Source organism: Glaciimonas sp. GNP009 (assembly GCF_054343755.1).
The window spans coordinates 1,557,805-1,574,741 of sequence record NZ_JBTGUV010000004.1 but is presented as its reverse complement, the minus strand read 5'-3'; the positions used below and the strand labels follow the sequence as shown (position 1 = coordinate 1,574,741).

The window sequence follows — 16,937 nt, the reverse complement described above, 5'->3', positions numbered from 1 at the left end:
CCTGTTCGAGTAACAGTGCAGAGCAAGTAACAGTGCAATGGATCGTGTTCCGATAGTCACTCAAGATAAATGTTGGTTATTCTATGTTTTTGCGCTAATGGACAACATAACGGTAGAAAGTATCAAAATTTCAGGCCGGCATCGGCTTACTGCCTAAAGTGGCCTTGAACGGTGCAAAGGCAATTATAGCGCCCTCTGTGATTTGATTGCACGAAAGAAATCAGAACGTTGCTCCACGGAAAAAATTGGCTGGAAACTATCGGTCACCCATCTAATCGTTGGACGCTATCGTAGAAAGATTGAGAAAGATTGATAAAAATTTATTAAATATTAAGATTTACGGCAATATCGGACATCGCCGAAGTTCGTCGATCGCATCTGAGCGCCGGACATTAGCAGACCTTCGCATATTCTTACCGCCTCGACATAGCCTTCGTTAAGCAACGTTTTAATTAAAACAACGCCTCGATAATCCTATGTGTAAATCATGAACGCGTCCCCTTTTTTAAATTTGCGCTAATCGGAAAACTCGTTATCTTCTGCCGATCCCTGAAAAAAAAGGGAACGGGTTTAGTCGCCTGAATGCAAAAAAAGCGCACAGACCGCGTAATGCGGTATTTTTATGTGTGTCTGCCTTGGTTCGTCCTTAATGGGCGGCGGCAGGGAAGCCTTCGTGCTTGCTGGTTTTCTTTTTTGCACCAGTCGACTAACCCTGTCATTTGCCGCGCACCCCGTTTAGTCGCGGGAAGCGGTTTAACCGCAAGAAAGGAACGAAGCATGTCTAGTACGAGTACGTCTACATCCTCCCGTTTTTCTTCCCGTTTTTCACCACATTTGTCAGCAGATTCAGCGCTGACGAAAACCAAATCCGATCAAGCTGTTTCTAGCTATATGGCGTTGTTCACGACCGATTTTTCGGGAGGAGGCCCATGCCCTGTCGGGGAGATGCCAGCATGAGAAACCCCACCGCGTCAACATCAGGAACAGACGCTGTCCATCAGCCATTTTCTTGGTTGCCTCTTAAATATAGAACGGATGGACCCGCTCAATTTTATGCTCTGACGATGGATGTCTGCCAAGGTATACAAACCTGTATTGATCTGACTCACTTCAGCACGATGGATCGCGATGGGGACGTTAGCGATACGATGCCAATGCTGAACATCGTTGACACGGATCGCTTGTTTGGTCTTGCTTTAACGTCGTCTCAGATGCTGGCAGAACTTGCCGCCGCTCGCATCGATAGGCTCAATCGATAGAAGAAATACCCGCGCCAGCAAAGGTGAAGAGTAACGTGCGCTTCTATTTAATTCTGCACGTATTTTAGATCGTCTAACGACTTCCTTATTTACCTGATTGCGTGCATTTTTCTTGTCTGGCAAGATGGAAGGTCGCTATAGCAAAGTGACATTCCATCTGTCGTTAAACGCCCGACTTTGCATGTCGGTTTGATTCTGGTTAAAAGGATTGTCCGGGAAAAATAATGGTGTTTGTATCCGTCACACGTTTGCGAGTCAGGTCTGTGCGTTATTTGCCATTTTTCTTCATTCATGCTCTGCTATCGTCCATTCAGGCATCGCGCTCAACAGGCAGCCTTGATGTGCGCCTTTTACGGGATCAAAAGAGTACTTTCTGGACTATCACTTTATGGCAAAGCGAGTCCGCAATGCGGCTCTTCATGACCAGCGGCTCGCATCGCCAGGTCATGCCCAAACTTTTACATTGGTGCGATGAGGCGTCAGTCGTTCACTGGAATCAAATTTCTGTCTTTGTGCCGGTCTGGATGGAAGCGCATCAACGGATGCAGCAAGAGGGTCGGCGCTCGAAAGTAGACCATCCTTCTGAAGATCATCTCGCGTATGCCATTCCTCCGCCGGTGGTTGGCAAAACAAGGCAACTGCGATTCAAATAAACAACGGTCGCGTTGATGGAGCGGTCACGTTTTTTTGATCACTATGCTGACTTTCTCAGCGGCACATTGATGAGTTCCCCGGGTCAATGAACTCGGTTATCGGCGACGTGAGCGTGGTAATTTATCGTAACATTCCCTTCGAATTTCCTTTGGGAATTATTGAGATTCGTCTGTGTATTGATGAGTAAAATTATTCATTTTTAACATAATATTTTATAGAAATATTTCTATATTGCATTTTTATAATCTGCTGTGTAAGATGGGAAAACAGAACTTGGCCAGCCGATATGCCTATCTGAATTTCTGCGGCGCGATGGCAGCGCAGTCTGCCCCACTGCATGATGCCGAGGTGGTGTAAGCCTGGTCTTTCTGCTGATATCGCTCTCGGTATTGCGTACATGAAATCAATTAAATCGTGAGGGATAAGGAATGTACGGGCTTGTCAATCAGGCAGTGAAGGAAATGGTGATCGAGGGATATGGCGAAGCCATGTGGGGGAAAATTCGATCAGAGGCAGGCGTTGTGGATGTGTTTGTTTCCTTGGATCAATATCCTGAAGATCTGACGGATAAATTGGTGAAGGCAGCGAGCGCTATTTTGCATACGAGCGCCAGCGAAATTTTGGCGGGTTTTGGTGAGTATTGGGTGGGATTTGCTAGCCGAAACTATGACTATGTTTTGGATATGTCAGGGCAAGATTTTTTGGCGTTCATAAAAAATCTGAACAACATGCATGCGCGGATTGGTCTTTGGATGCCAGACCTGAAGCCACCATCATTTCTTGTTACTGATGAAACGCGTGGCGCTTTTAAGCTTCAGTATCGTTCATCACGTAGCGGCTATGCACCAATGGTAAAGGGTTTGCTAAAAGGTTTAGGTGAGCGCTTCAACACCGATGTCAGTATTGAGCACGTGCGTGGGGCCGAACAAGGATTAAACTTTGAGGAATTTGCAGTTTGCTATGCTCCTCGTGCGCAGCCAGAAGTATTGTAGATGACGAAGGAAATCTCCTCCCCAGCGCTGTTGTATGGCATACCGCCTGCACTGATGCAGGAGGTATTTCCGTTTCATCTTGCCTTTGATTGCAAGGGGCAGATTGTTCAGCATGGCGAAAAAATGTCACGGCTTGTGCCATCGCTTGCATGCGGTGCCAGCGTTCAAGACCTGTTTCAGGTTGTCACGCCTACTGGATTGCTCATGAATTTTGACTCGATTGCGAGTCAATTGTTTTCAGTATTTTTTGTGGAGTGCCTCCAAACCCGGCATATCATCAAGGGACAAATGTTGGTGTGGAATCGCCCTGAGGGAGATTTGATGCTTTTCCTTTGCTCACCATTTGTCAGCGATGTGCAAGGCGTGAAGGGCCTCGGTTTGTCCTTCAATGATTTCGCGTTGCATGATTCGACGGTAGATTTCCTGTTTTTGATAGAAGCAAAAGCACGCATGATGCAGGATTTACGCAATCTCGCTGAGCGTCTCAAGCTTGAAGTGCAAGTACGCTATGAGGCCGAGCAAGCATTGCAAGTCATGAATGAGAAACTTGAACAACGGGTCAGTGAGCGTACCACAGAGTTGGCGGTCCAGAAAAACAGGGCCGAAGTGGCGAATAAGGCAAAGAGTAGTTTTCTTTCCAATATGAGTCATGAGTTACGTACGCCGCTCAATGCAATATTGGGCTATACCCAAATCCTTCAAACCGATCAGAATCTCAATCAGCGTCAGTTGGCTGGCTTGCACACGATTTACGAGAGCGGCGAACATTTATTGACGATTATTAATGACTTACTCGATTTAGGAAAAATCGAGGCCGGTAAATTTGAGTTAAATGTAAGAACGTTTAATTTGTGTGGATTCTTGCAAGCCATTACTAAAATGATCAGCGTGCGCGCGCAGCAAAAATACTTGATATTTACGGTGGAGATGGCGCCTGATCTTCCCCAAAAGGTACGTCTTGATGAACTGCGATTGCGCCAGATTTTACTTAATCTATTAAGTAATGCGATCAAGTTTACCGAGAAAGGGCAGGTCACCCTTAGAGTGGGCAGTGAGCCGTTTGCGCGTGGTCAAGCGCGCCTGCGGTTCGAGGTCCAGGATAGCGGTATCGGTATTCACTCAGATCAACTGGAGGCAATTTTTCGGCCCTTTGAACAGGTCGCTGCAACCCAAAATCAATTTGGTGGAACCGGTTTGGGGCTATCCATCAGTACGCAGCTAATACACATGATGAAGAGCACCATTTATGTCGAAAGTAAAGTCGGGGAAGGAAGTATTTTTTGGTTCGAGTTAATAGCGGACGTGACCGATTCCGAACGCGATAAGGTGTTGATACCAGAACCGTTCGGAGGTGAATTGTCGCTGGTTCCGCAGGAATGCATGACGATTCCACCGCCCGATGAAATCGAAAAGCTGTATCAGCTCGCCTTGGTCGGCAATATTCGCAAAATTAATCAGTACGCTAAAAAACTGATGGAGTTGGATCCGCGCTATAGCGGGTTTGTTGAAAAGCTGTGTTTTCTGGCTAAAGACTATCAAACCAAAGCAATCTTAAAATTGATTGAACAGCATCTGTCGGGTAAAGAGAGTACATGATGCCGATTGTAGACCCCGCTTTGCGGAATCAGACTATTTTGATCGTCGACGACACCCCGGCAAACTTGAGGGTTCTGGTAGATTATTTGGAGGAATTGGAATTCGACGTGCTGACCGCCCAAGATGGGGAGGAGGCGTTGAAACGGGCGCAGTTCGTACATCCTGATCTGATTTTACTGGATGTGATGATGGTCGGTATGGATGGGTTTGAAACCTGTCGCCGTATGAAAGCTATCGATAGCATTGCGGATATCCCGGTAATTTTTATGACGGCGATGACGGGTACCATGAGCAAGGTGGAAGGTTTTAATGCTGGTGGTGTCGACTACATTACCAAGCCATTTCAAATTGAGGAGGTATTTGTACGGATCCATACGCAACTTCGCGTACAGGCAATTCATCGACAATTATCCATACAAAATACGGCATTGCAGGAAGCGATTACGCAACGGGAACGACTTACCGAAAGAATGCGGATAGCCGCGTTGGTATATCAGAATAGCGGGGAAGGAATGCTGGTATCGGACATTGCGCTCCGGACGGTGGCAATTAATCCTGCATTTTCCAGAATCACCGGATATAGTTTTGATGAGGTTGAAGGTCGCGCATCGGTTTTGTTTAGCAAAGAGTCGCGGGAGAGTACACCGTATCTGAACATGTTAGAGGCGTTAAGAGTGGTGGGCTACTGGGACGGAGAGTTCTGGGGCCGGCGGAAAAATGGTGAGACTTACGCCAAGTGGATGGTGATTAATACGCTCAAAAATGAGGATGGATCGTTGCAAGGCTATGTCACGTTGTTTTCCGACATTACTGACAAAAAGAAATCTGAAGACGTCATATGGAAGCAAGCTAACTTCGACGAATTGACCGGGTTACCCAACCGCCGCATGTTTAGCGCGCGCTTGCAGCAGGAAATAAAGAATCATCATCGCGCTGGTCGCTTTATGGCGTTGTTATTTATTGATCTCGATCACTTCAAGGAAATAAACGATACGCTCGGGCACGCTGCCGGTGATCTTCTTTTGAAGGAAACCGGGCGTCGTCTTACCGCTTTGACGCGCGCTTCGGATATCGTTGCACGCCTTGGTGGGGATGAATTTGTCGTGGTGTTGACGCAGATGGGTAAAACTAGTCCCGTTGAGCGGATTTCGCAGCAGATTATCGATCAATTAGCGCAGCCTTATATTTTGGGTGTAGACGTTGCCTACATTTCGGCGAGTATCGGAATTTCGCTTTATTCCGATAGCGTCACAAGCACTGCTCAACTGCTGAATAATGCGGATCAGGCGATGTACCTGGCCAAACAAAAAGGTGGTAATTGTTTCAACTATTTCACTCCCTTCTTGCAAGAGGCGGCGTTGCGCCGCAGAAGTCTGATCAACGATCTGCGTACTGCGATTCAGACCAATCAGTTCCTGCTTCATTTTCAACCCATTGTAGAGATGGCAAGTGGTCGCATCCACAAGGCCGAGGCATTGGTGCGTTGGCGTCATCCGGAACGCGGTATCTTGGGGCCAATTGAATTTATCCCCGTGGCGGAGGAAACGGGGCTGATCATAGAACTGGGCGACTGGGTTTTTAGAGAGGCAGTTCTCTGGACTAAGCGTTGGGCCGAGCAGCGGCCGCACGGTCTTCAGGTCAGCATTAACATCTCTCCAGTGCAATTGAAAAAAGAAGGTAATCGGCAGGAGCAAGAATGGTTGGCGCATCTGGATGAGATAGGTCTTTCAGGTAACCATGTTGTACTTGAAATAACCGAGGGTTTGCTGCTTGGAGAAAATTCAAAAATAGCAAATAAGTTATGCCAGTATCGAACGGCCGGTATGCAGATGGCAATAGATGATTTTGGCACCGGTTACTCATCCTTGTCGTATCTGAAAAAACTCGATATCGATTACCTGAAAATCGACAAATCATTCATTTCCAATCTCGCCTCCGATGCCAACGATAGGGCGATCTCAACGGCTATTATCGTGATGGCACATAAGTTGGGGTTGAAGGTCATTGCCGAAGGCGTGGAGACGGTTGAACAAAAAGATTTTCTGCTCGCCGCCGGTTGCGATTATGCGCAAGGATATCTATATTCACGGCCGGTAATGCCTGAGCAATTTGAACAATTGCTACTCCAAGATCAGGTTAGTCCGGGTCGCGTTGGGGCGGTTTAGTACGAAATTGACCCTTGCTTCGGCTTTGCAGTCTTGCCGATACATGGCATGTTGTACCGAAAGCAAAGTTGCTGCTTTCCTTCTGCCGTCGTACGTTTGGTTTCATCCTATCCTCTACATCCATGGTCAGCAAGTCTCCTTGCTTTCTGGTAAAGTCATTATCGTTTTTGCAACTCCGTCATTGGACGTTAGTAAGAACGACATCAACATAAAAAAGCATATTTAATAAAAATAGGGAGATAACAATGTTTAGGATTTGTTCGCGTAAACATTTCAGTTTTGCACGCAATACGTTAGTTTTTTTATTAAGTGGATTTACTGCGGTGGCTGTCGCTCAGGAGAGGGACGATCACCAGCCAAAACGCTTTCCGCAATTGACGATGGAAAATATTTCGCCACAATCGAAGGTTCTTGCCGAGGAGATCGTGGCCATATCGAGCGTCGGCCTGTCGGGTCCTTACAACGTCATGCTGCGCAGTCCGGTGTTCGCCGATCGCATGAAGCGACTGCTGGATTATCTACGATTCGAAACGTCGCTGCCGAAGCGCCTTAATGAATTTGCGATTCTTATTCAGGGACGCTTGTGGACGTCTCAAGTTGAATGGTTCGCCCATTATCCTTTAGCGCTGAAAGCAGGTTTGCCTGCGTCGGTGGCGGATGATCTCAAAGCTAATATTCGCCCTCGAGGAATGCAACCCAATGAAGAAGTTGTGTACGACGTCTGCATGACCATCAGTGAGCATCACGAAATCAGCGATGCGCTGTTTAATCGCGCCAAGGCCATTTTGGGTGAGCAACAATTGGTCGATCTCGTGGCCGTCAGCGGTACTTACGTGACCGTGGCAATGTTGCTTAGTCTGGGTGAGGAGTCGGTGGCGGCGAACAAAACGTTACCTTTTCCAGAAAAAGGTCGCTGAGCGTGCGGCACACGTATTAATTTTTAGTGCAGCGAACCGGTGCCAGGCGATGATGCGCGTTTTGTCATTTGTAAAAGCCGGTGCGCCGAAACGTGTGATACTGATCTGGCAATAACCATAATAATCAAGGGAGACTAGGTGAAGATTTTCGTAAAGATAGTAAAGGTTTTAATGGGATTACTGATGATGGCATCTGCGGGTATGTCAGCCGCAGCAGATGGTGAAAAGATTGTGATGCAGGAGTTTATGGTGCCTTCTGCCGATCCTGGCATTCAACTGTATGTGCGCAATAAGCATCTGCAAAGTATTAAAAAATTTGGTCAAAATAAAATTCTTTTATATGTCCACGGTTCAACTTATCCATCAGAGACGGCCTTCGACTTGCCACTCAATGGTATGTCCTGGATGGATTATATTGCGCAGCATGGCTACGACGTCTATCTGGTTGATCTGCGTGGTTATGGACGCTCGACGCGACCGCCAGAAATGTCGCAGGCAGCGGATCAAAATGCGCCGCTTGTGCGAACCGAAACGGCGGTGAAGGATGTTGGTGCAGCGGTCGACTTTATTCTCAAGCGTACCGGATCGCCGAAGCTTGATTTGCTGGGCTGGTCTTGGGGTACGAGCACGATGGGCTGGTATACCTCGCAAAATAACGATAAAGTAAATAAGCTGGTTTTATACGCGCCACAATGGTTGCGCAACGACGCCTCGCTGACCGATACGGGTGGCAAGTTGGGGGCGTACCGTTCGGTGTCGATGGATTCCGCCAAAAAGCGCTGGCTAACGGGCGTGCCGGAAAACAAAAAGGAGTCGTTGATTCCAGCCGGTTGGTATGAGCAATGGGCGCAGGCGACACTGGCGACCGACACGGTGGGTGCGAGTCAAAGCAAACCGGTTTTGCGTGCGCCAAACGGCACAGTGCAAGATTCTCGAGAGTTTTGGTCGGTAGGGAAGCCGCTTTACGATCCTGGCCTGATTCGGGTACCGACATTTTTGGCGCATGCGGAGTGGGACGCCGACCTTCCTAGTTACATGTTGCACGCGTATTTTGCAAAGCTGACGAACGTTCCTTATAAGCGCTATGTAGAAATTGGTGAGGGGACGCATACGATCATCATGGAAAAGAATCGCATGCAATTGTTTCAGGCGGTGCAGGGATTTCTGGATGAGGATATCAAACCTGATCTGTGAAAGTTAATGTAAAACGCACAGCCTGGGTGCATGGCGTCATGGCGTCATGGCGTCATGGCGTCATGGTGGAATGGTGAAATAGTAGAATAGTAGAATAGTGACGCCTTGGTTCAGATGGGCAAAGTCGGGCCAGCGAATCCTCTGAATTTTTATTTATGTGGGTACGCGCCTGATTAATTGCCGCGCAACTATTATCCTATTTTGGGAACCGCTATGGAACTTCGGCAGCTACGCTATTTTGTTCGCGTCGTCGAGCAAGGCAGCATGGGGCGCGCTGCCCGTGAACTTGGCGTCGTCACTTCTGCGCTCAGTCAGCAAATAAGTCGGCTTGAAAGCGAACTATCGACGCGTTTATTGCAGCGCACGTCGAGCGGTGTCACGCCTACTGATGCCGGACTTGCGTTCTTGCATCAGGCCCAGCTTGCATTGCGTCATGTCGATGATGCGGCGCGTGCGGCGCAACAAGCTCGGCTGTCGGGCCATGTCAGCGTCGGTATGGCACCAAGCACTACCGGCGTCCTCGGTTTGCCTTTCATGTGCGCGATGCGTGAACGCTATCCCGACGTTCGACTGCATATGGTGGAGAGTCTGTCGGGTCATTTGACAACGATGCTCGGTGCGAGGCAAATTGATCTTGCGATTCTGTTCCATGCCGATCCTGCCCAGCGCTGGAGCGTCATGCCGTTGTTGGAGGAGCGCCTGTTTGTCATCGGTGCAAGTGATCTTGCCGACCTTCCTACCGGCAAACGGGTGCGGTTGGCGCAGCTGGCAAACCTGCCCTTGATTCTTCCTAGCGGACCGCACGGTCTGCGTTCAATGCTCAACGCTGCATTCGCACGCGCCAAATGCACACCGCATATCGTGGCGGAGATTGATGGTCTGGCGATGTTAATGGATGCGGTACGTGCTGGTTTCGGTGCGACGATTCAACCCGGCGCAGCGCTTGCGCGTGGTGATAGCGAGCGACTGACCGCGGTGCATATTTCGGATACGCACGCGATTCGCTCCAATATGCTGGTCAGTTTATCTGACAATGAGCTATCGCCATCGGGCTTGGCTGCGCGCGTGGTGCTGGCCGATGTGACGCGGTCCCTGGTATCTGAAGGCCGTTGGCCGGGTGCGACTATTCACAAATAGTGAAGACCTCTTGTCTGATCTGCCGCTAGTGCGTGAAGACCTTGACGGCTATAGTCCTTCAAATATTGGGGAGACAATCTTGATGTTTGATGTATTAGTAATCGGCGGTGGAAATGCTGCACTTTGTGCCGCTTTGATGGCGCGCGAGGAGGGCGCATCAGTTTTACTGCTCGAATCGGCCCCGCGCGAATGGCGTGGCGGCAATTCTCAACACACACGCAATTTACGTTGCATGCACGACGCACCGCAAGACGTGTTGATTGATGCTTACCCTGAAGAGGAATACTGGCAAGATTTGTTGAAGGTCACTGGCGGTCTTACCGACGAAAAACTCGCCCGTCTGACGATATGCGCATCAGCCACTTGTCGGGACTGGATGCGTAGTCATGGCGTGCATTTTCAGGCACCTATCTCCGGCACACTCCACGTCGCCCGCACCAACGCATTTTTTATGGGCGGGGGTAAGGCGTTGGTGAATGCTTATTACCGTAGTGCCGAAAAGCTGGGCATTACGATTCGCTATAACGCCGCGGTGGATGCGCTTGATCTCGATAGCGAAGGGCGATTTCTGGCAGCGAAGATCGGCACGGAGCGCATTGAGGCGCGCAGTTGCGTATTGGCTGCCGGAGGTTTTGAGTCGAATCGCGAATGGTTACGCGAGGCTTGGGGCCAGATAAATGGAGAATGGGTCGCCGACAATTTTCTCATTCGCGGTACGCGTTTCAACATGGGCGTGTTGCTGAAATTCATGCAAGATGCGGGAGCCGACATGATCGGTGATCCTTCGCAGTCGCACTGCGTGGCAATTGATGCGCGGGCGCCGCTTTACGATGGCGGTATTTGCACCCGTATCGATTGCGTCTCGCTGGGCGTGATGCTCAATAAAAATGCTGAACGGTTTTACGACGAGGGTGAAGATTTTTGGCCGAAGCGGTATGCGATCTGGGGGCGTCTGGTAGCGCATCAACCGGGGCAAATCGGCTACTCTGTAATTGACTCAAAAGCGATAGGGCGTTTTATGCCACCAGTTTTTCCTGGCACTAAAGCGAACACTTTGCACGAGTTAGCGGTGCTGGTCGGCCTTGATCCAGTGGCTTTTGTGCGAACAATCGAAGGGTATAACGCCGCGTGTCGCGTGGGGACTTTCGATCACGGTATCCTTGACGATTGTCATACCGAGGGCTTGGTACCGCCAAAAACACACTGGGCGCAGCCCATCGATAAAGCGCCGTTTTATGCTTATGCGCTGCGGCCTGGTATCACGTTTACCTACCTTGGCTTGAAAGTCGACGAGCGTTCGACGGTGCACTTTAATGGCAAACCGAGCCAAAATTTGTTTGTTGCCGGTGAAATGATGGCTGGCAACGTGCTGGGCAAAGGCTATACCGCTGGGGTGGGAATGGCGATTGGCACCGCCTTTGGGAGGATTGCTGGCACTGAGGCGGCGCATGCTGCCGGGGTTTCAAAGAAGTACCAGAATAACGAAAAGAAAGTGCACCATGGAGCTGCTTGAAGTTTTGATCAACGATGCGCGAGGGCTGGCGGCTAATGAAATCGAAGTTGATCGTGTGATGACAATTTGCAACTCTTGCCGCTATTGCGAAGGTTTCTGCCCAGTCTTTCCTGCGATGGCGCGACGTCTCGAATTCGGCAAATCCGATATTCATTTTCTCGCTAATTTGTGCCACAACTGCGGCGCTTGTCTGCACGCGTGTCAGTACGCGTTGCCGCATGAATTTGCGGTGAATGTACCGAAGGCAATGGCGCAAGTGCGATTGCAGACTTACACCGATTACGCGTGGCCGCCTGCACTGGGTGTGTTATATCAGCGTAACGGGTTGACGCTTGCGCTGGCCGCGGCTGGCGCGCTGGCGCTGTTTCTGGCACTGACGATGTTATTAAGAGGAACGCTTTTATTTACGCCGCTGGCGGGAAATTTCTACGCGATTTTTCCCCATAATACCTTGGCGTTAATGTTTGGGAGCGTGTTTCTGTTTGCGATGCTGGCTTTGGGAATCGGCGTGCGACGCTTTTGGCGCTCCGAGTCGCCCGGGCCAACTTCGGGTAGCGCCGTTGCAGAAGCAACCGGCAACGTATTGCAATTGACCTATCTGGGCGGTGGACATGGAGAAGGGTGCAATAACGCCGACGATGCTTTTACCTTGTGGCGACGGCGCTTTCACCATTTCACTTTTTATGGTTTTACGCTCTGTTTTGCGGCGACGTGCGTTGCGACGCTGTATCATTTTCTGTTCGATTTGCACGTACCTTATCCTGTGCTGAGCTTGCCTGTTTTACTCGGGATCGCCGGCGGTATAGGATTATTAATTGGGCCAGCGGGATTGTTATGGCTCAATTTACGACGCCATCCAATGCATGGAGATCAAGCGCAAAAGCCGATGGACCGTGGCTTCATTGCGTTGCTTTTCCTGACGAGCGGAACCGGTCTGGCCTTGTTGATCTGGCGTGATACCGGCGCAATGGCGTTGCTGTTGGCAATTCATCTGGGCGTGGTAATGGCACTGTTTTTGACGCTGCCGTACGGTAAGTTTGCGCATGGTATTTATCGTAGCGCCGCATTGCTTAAATGGGCGATTGAAAAGCGTCAACCAACCAAATTGCAAACGGGTGATGAATGACGTGGCATCAAGACGTGCAACGAGATTTTTGTTCATTTAATCATCTCGGTATTACCCAAACAAAAATACCTACAAAAAATTATTCAACATCCTTTTCAGGAGACAAGTCATGACCGTGCCGACAACAGATGCATCGGGGAAATCATCCTCTAAATGGGGCGCGGTCTTACGCGTCACTAGTGGCAATTTTCTTGAGCAATTCGATTTTTTCTTATTTGGCTTTTACGCCTCGCAAATTGCTAAAACATTTTTTCCTGCGGGGAGTGAATTCGCGTCTCTCATGTTGACGTTCGCAGTCTTTGGAGCAGGTTTCCTGATGCGTCCGGTTGGCGCGATCGTACTGGGTGCTTATATTGACAAAGTGGGCCGCCGCAAGGGATTGATCGTGACGCTAGCGATTATGGCTAGCGGGACCATTCTGATCGCGTGTGTGCCAGGTTATGCAACCATCGGTCTTGTTGCGCCGTTGTTGGTGTTGATCGGTCGTTTATTGCAAGGTTTTTCTGCTGGCGCGGAACTGGGTGGCGTCTCCGTTTACTTGTCGGAAATGGCGACTCCCGGCAACAAGGGTTTTTATACCAGCTGGCAATCTGCCAGTCAGCAAGTGGCTATCGTAGTTGCCGCCGGACTCGGATATGGATTGAACGCCTGGATGTCGGTTTCCGCCATTGTCGACTGGGGTTGGCGCATTCCGTTTTTTATTGGTTGCGCCATCGTGCCGTTTATCTTTTTTCTGCGTCAGTCGTTGCAGGAAACCGCAGAGTTTAGCGCACGCAAACATCATCCGAGCACGCGTGAAGTATTCAGTTCAATGGTGCAGAACTGGCGTACGGTTGCTGCCGGTACTTTGCTGGTGGCGATGACGACCACGACGTTTTATTTGATCACCGTGTACACGCCGACGTTTGGCCGGTCCGTGCTTAAGCTGAGTACATCGGATAGTTTATTGGTGACGTTATGCGTCGGTATTTCGAATTTTATCTGGCTACCAATTGGTGGCGCATTGTCGGATCGAATCGGTCGACGACCTATTTTGGTTGCTATCACCGTACTGGCGATTTTTACCGCCTATCCGACCTTATCCTGGCTGGTGAGCGCTCCTAGTTTTGGGCGCATGCTCATCGTATTGTTGTGGTATTCGTTTTTCTTCGGCGTCTATAACGGCGCAATGGTGGCGGCCTTAACAGAAGTAATGCCGGTGAACGTGCGGGTGGCTGGTTTTTCGCTGGCCTTTAGTCTGGCTACCGCCGTCTTTGGCGGATCTACGCCTGCCGTATCGACGTTCCTTATTCAAATCACGGGTGATAAGGCTGCGCCAGCGTACTGGATGAGCTTCGCCGCGGTGTGCGGACTTATGGCGACGCTGATTCTTTATAACGGTAAGGGTGCGCAGGTAGAAAAGCACATTGCCGTACGTCCAATGTGAAAAATCGGAGATCAGGATCTCACTGACGTAGACGGCTTTGCAGGCCGCTGCATAACCACTTTGCTACTTTTTCAAGTGGCAATTTATGGCCCTTCGTTTTTGTTAGGGTACGACGGACTGTCTGTGTTTAGCGCTTTTTTTAGCTGTTGGGACTTTGGTATTTCTCTTCGCGACATGGATTTTCTCGTCGAAAAAAATGCCAATTGGCAATTCGCGTAAAATTAGTTGGAGCAGGTTGAAGCAGGTTGAGTTTTATTAATTGTTAGGAAATTTATGAAAATGCAAGATCTTACCGGTAAGGTCGCGGTAGTGACGGGTGCTTCAAGCGGTATTGGTGAGGCGACTGCGCGCCTTTTAGTTCAGGAAGGGGTGCATGTTGTGCTGGTCGCGCGACGCCGTCAGCGTCTGGAGGCCCTCGCTGCCGAACTCGGTGAGGCTGCATCTATTGTGGAAGCCGACGTTGCTGATAGCGTTCAGGTGGGAGCATTGTTTAAATATGTTGGCGAACGGTTCGGTGGGCTTGACCTGCTTTTTAATAATGCGGGTTTGGGTATTCATGCAAAGTTTGAATCCAGTCAACCGGATGACTGGAAAAAAATGATCGATGCAAACCTGTACGGTGTTTTGAATTGTACGCAGGCGGCTATTCCTCATTTGCGTGGTCGCGAAGGCGCAATGATCTGCTCAGTGTCCAGTGTTGGCGGGCGGTATGGTGTGGAAAACTGGTCGGTGTATAGCGCCACCAAATACGCTGTGGTAGGCTTTCACGATGCACTGCGTAAGGAACTGGGTCCAGAGCGTATTCGGGTAACGGTGATTGAACCCGGTGCTGTGTGGACCGAATTTGGCGAAAATGTCAGCACAGCGTTGAACCAACGGCGTGAGCAATTAAATGCTTTGACCTCCGAAAACATCGCTCAGGCGTTGGTATATGCATTTGCGCAACCTGGAAATGTGTTGGTTGAAGAGATTTTGATCCGCCCCGTATTGCAAGTCGCACCTTAGTTGCAACGCAAGAAACCATTGACTCGAACGTCGTGACAGGGCGTTGGTTATGGGCCTTCAGAATCAATCCCCAGCTATCTGTCAATATATTGATTGATGGCAATATCAGAATACCGAGATTGATCGACGTAAAGGTTTGGTTTAGATTTCAGACTCACTCGCCAAGTCGCGATCCTCGGGCTACACTATTCGCTCCAGTTGCCGTTATATTCTCGACAATATAGGGCATCACCACTTCGGACACGCGGTATTGTTGCAGCGAAAGATGTCTGAACGTGCTTGACTTCGAGCGCACTCTAACTACTACACTCAATGCCATGACATCTTCCCTGACGATTCAACAAGCTGCGGTAGCCACCGGACTGACCGCGCATACGCTGCGATATTACGAGCGGATAGGTTTGATTGATCCCATTCCACGGCAGGACAATCAACACCGACTTTATCGTGATGAAGACATCGTTTGGATTGGTTTTTTGCTGAAGTTACGTTCAACAGGATTGCCCATTCGGAAAATGTTACGGTATGCGGAATTGCGCAGATTGGGCAACCAACAGGCAAGTGTATCGGAACGGAAGATGCTATTGGAGCAGCATACATTATCGCTAGAAGCAACGCTCGCAGAGTTGCAAAGCAATTTGGCTGTCTTGTACAAAAAAATTGCGATGTATGCCGACATTGAAACGACTTTGAATGCGCGCCCGGCGATTAACACTTTTGAGAGGGAACTTGGACATGAGCACAACTAACACTACGACCACATCGATGACGCGGATGACCACGCGCACACTCGGCGTGAATGGCCCGACAGTTTCTACTATCGGCTTAGGTTGCATGGGTATGAGTGATTTTTATGCAAATCGGGATGATGTGGAGTCGATTGCGACTATTCATCGTGCCCTCGAATTGGGTATTAACTATTTCGATACTGCCGATATGTACGGTCCGTACACGAATGAGGAGCTTATTGCTAAAGCGATTAAAGGCAAGCGCGATCAAGTTTTTATCGCGACCAAATTCGGTTTCGTCCGCGATAGCTCTGACGTCAACGCACGGGGAGTCAATGGCAGTCCTGAGTATATTCGTCGTGCCGTTGAGGGAAGTCTTAAACGGCTTGGGGTGGAAACCATTGATCTTTACTATCAGCATCGCATCGATCCGAATACGCCCATCGAAGACACGATCGGCACCTTGGCTGATTTGGTGAAAGCGGGGAAAATACGCTATATCGGTTTATCCGAAGCATCGTCAGAAACGTTGGAGAGGGCGCACAAAACGCATCCAATCACAGCACTTCAAAGTGAATATTCTCTTTGGACGCGCGATCCGGAACAAGGTGTACTGGCCACCTGCCGCAAACTGGGCATTGGGTTTGTTCCTTACAGCCCGTTGGGTCGCGGATTTTTGACCGGTGCGATCACCAAGCCAGAGCAGTTCGCCGAGGATGATTATCGTCGTAACACGCCACGTTTCCAAGGCGACAATTTTGCAAAAAATCTGCTGCTGGTTGATAAGGTGAAAGAACTCGCGGTGCGTAACGGCTGCACTCCCGGGCAACTAGCACTGGCTTGGGTATTGGCGCAGGGGAATGATATTGTTCCGATTCCTGGTACCAAACGCCGCGCTTATCTGGAAGAAAATGTGAATGCCGTTGGTGTGACATTGGGTAAGAGCGAGTTGGCAGAGCTCGACGCGATCTTCCCATTAGGGGTGGCGAGCGGCACTCGATATGTTGAGAGCAGTATGAAACTGCTGAACGGATAAGAGCGTGTTATTGCGCTGAAAAAAATTGGCTACATCGGCAGATTGATGTGGCTAATTCAGCGTAATTCATTGGCTAATTTAGCCGACATCAATTAGTTTTTTGGTGCGGCAATATGGCTTCTTGAGGATATATCGGATACAAAATCAGCGCTCAGCGATAGATGTTTTCATCTATCGCTGTATTCTTTT

Annotated in this window: 14 protein-coding genes and 1 tRNA gene; 14 read left to right on the top strand and 1 reads right to left on the bottom strand. The window is 49.5% G+C overall.

The features are described from left to right. Positions 1 to 953: 953 nt before the first annotated feature. From ACXX82_RS07885 to ACXX82_RS07835, 11 genes are all read left to right on the top strand, one after another. The gene (locus ACXX82_RS07885; RefSeq protein ID WP_322233367.1) at positions 954 to 1,259 is read left to right on the top strand and encodes a hypothetical protein; all 306 of its coding nucleotides are present in this window, start codon (positions 954 to 956) and stop codon (positions 1,257 to 1,259) included. A 224-nt stretch (positions 1,260 to 1,483) separates the two neighbouring features. Further along, a complete protein-coding gene (locus ACXX82_RS07880; RefSeq protein ID WP_322233365.1) occupies positions 1,484 to 1,912 on the top strand; it encodes a hypothetical protein in 429 nt (142 codons plus the stop codon). Positions 1,913 to 2,341: 429 nt separating this feature from the next. Continuing rightward, a complete protein-coding gene (locus ACXX82_RS07875) occupies positions 2,342 to 2,905 on the top strand; it encodes a heme NO-binding domain-containing protein (protein WP_322233363.1) in 564 nt (187 codons plus the stop codon). After that, the gene (locus ACXX82_RS07870) at positions 2,906 to 4,501 is read left to right on the top strand and encodes an ATP-binding protein (protein WP_323506545.1); all 1,596 of its coding nucleotides are present in this window, start codon (positions 2,906 to 2,908) and stop codon (positions 4,499 to 4,501) included. Then, complete coding sequence (locus ACXX82_RS07865; protein ID WP_458562725.1) at positions 4,498 to 6,666, top strand: two-component system response regulator; 2,169 nt, start codon at positions 4,498 to 4,500, stop codon at positions 6,664 to 6,666. Before ACXX82_RS07870 ends, ACXX82_RS07865 begins: the two co-directional genes overlap by 4 nt. Before the next feature lie 245 nt (positions 6,667 to 6,911). Next, on the top strand, positions 6,912 to 7,583 hold the full coding sequence (locus ACXX82_RS07860) for a carboxymuconolactone decarboxylase family protein (protein ID WP_458562724.1): 672 nt from the start codon (positions 6,912 to 6,914) through the stop codon (positions 7,581 to 7,583). A 138-nt stretch (positions 7,584 to 7,721) separates the two neighbouring features. Continuing rightward, complete coding sequence (locus ACXX82_RS07855; protein WP_322233355.1) at positions 7,722 to 8,777, top strand: alpha/beta hydrolase; 1,056 nt, start codon at positions 7,722 to 7,724, stop codon at positions 8,775 to 8,777. Between the two features lie 213 nt (positions 8,778 to 8,990). Then, positions 8,991 to 9,914 carry a LysR family transcriptional regulator gene (locus ACXX82_RS07850; protein WP_323506548.1) on the top strand — a complete coding sequence of 308 codons (924 nt, stop codon included), beginning with the start codon at positions 8,991 to 8,993 and terminating at the stop codon, positions 9,912 to 9,914. 82 nt (positions 9,915 to 9,996) lie between these two features. Beyond that, entirely contained in the window at positions 9,997 to 11,427 is a 1,431-nt protein-coding gene (tcuA, locus tag ACXX82_RS07845) for an FAD-dependent tricarballylate dehydrogenase TcuA (protein WP_458563970.1), read from the top strand. Beyond that, positions 11,414 to 12,553 (top strand): tricarballylate utilization 4Fe-4S protein TcuB, encoded by a 1,140-nt coding sequence (gene tcuB / locus ACXX82_RS07840; RefSeq protein WP_458562723.1) that lies wholly within the window; start codon positions 11,414 to 11,416, stop codon positions 12,551 to 12,553. Before tcuA ends, tcuB begins: the two co-directional genes overlap by 14 nt. A 109-nt stretch (positions 12,554 to 12,662) precedes the next feature. Then, on the top strand, positions 12,663 to 13,979 hold the full coding sequence (locus tag ACXX82_RS07835; RefSeq protein ID WP_458562722.1) for an MFS transporter: 1,317 nt from the start codon (positions 12,663 to 12,665) through the stop codon (positions 13,977 to 13,979). Here ACXX82_RS07835 and ACXX82_RS07830 read toward each other — a convergent pair. Beyond that, positions 13,977 to 14,052, bottom strand: a tRNA-Cys gene (locus ACXX82_RS07830). The genes ACXX82_RS07835 and ACXX82_RS07830 overlap by 3 nt on opposite strands. 200 nt (positions 14,053 to 14,252) lie before the next feature. On the opposite strand from ACXX82_RS07830, the gene ACXX82_RS07825 reads away from it, so the two are divergent. From ACXX82_RS07825 to ACXX82_RS07815, 3 genes are all read left to right on the top strand, one after another. Next, a complete protein-coding gene (locus ACXX82_RS07825) occupies positions 14,253 to 14,984 on the top strand; it encodes an SDR family oxidoreductase (RefSeq protein ID WP_458562721.1) in 732 nt (243 codons plus the stop codon). Positions 14,985 to 15,301: 317 nt separating this feature from the next. Beyond that, entirely contained in the window at positions 15,302 to 15,733 is a 432-nt protein-coding gene (locus ACXX82_RS07820) for a MerR family transcriptional regulator (protein WP_322233346.1), read from the top strand. Further along, complete coding sequence (locus ACXX82_RS07815) at positions 15,720 to 16,748, top strand: aldo/keto reductase (protein ID WP_458562720.1); 1,029 nt, start codon at positions 15,720 to 15,722, stop codon at positions 16,746 to 16,748. Before ACXX82_RS07820 ends, ACXX82_RS07815 begins: the two co-directional genes overlap by 14 nt. The last annotated feature ends 189 nt before the right edge of the window (positions 16,749 to 16,937 follow it).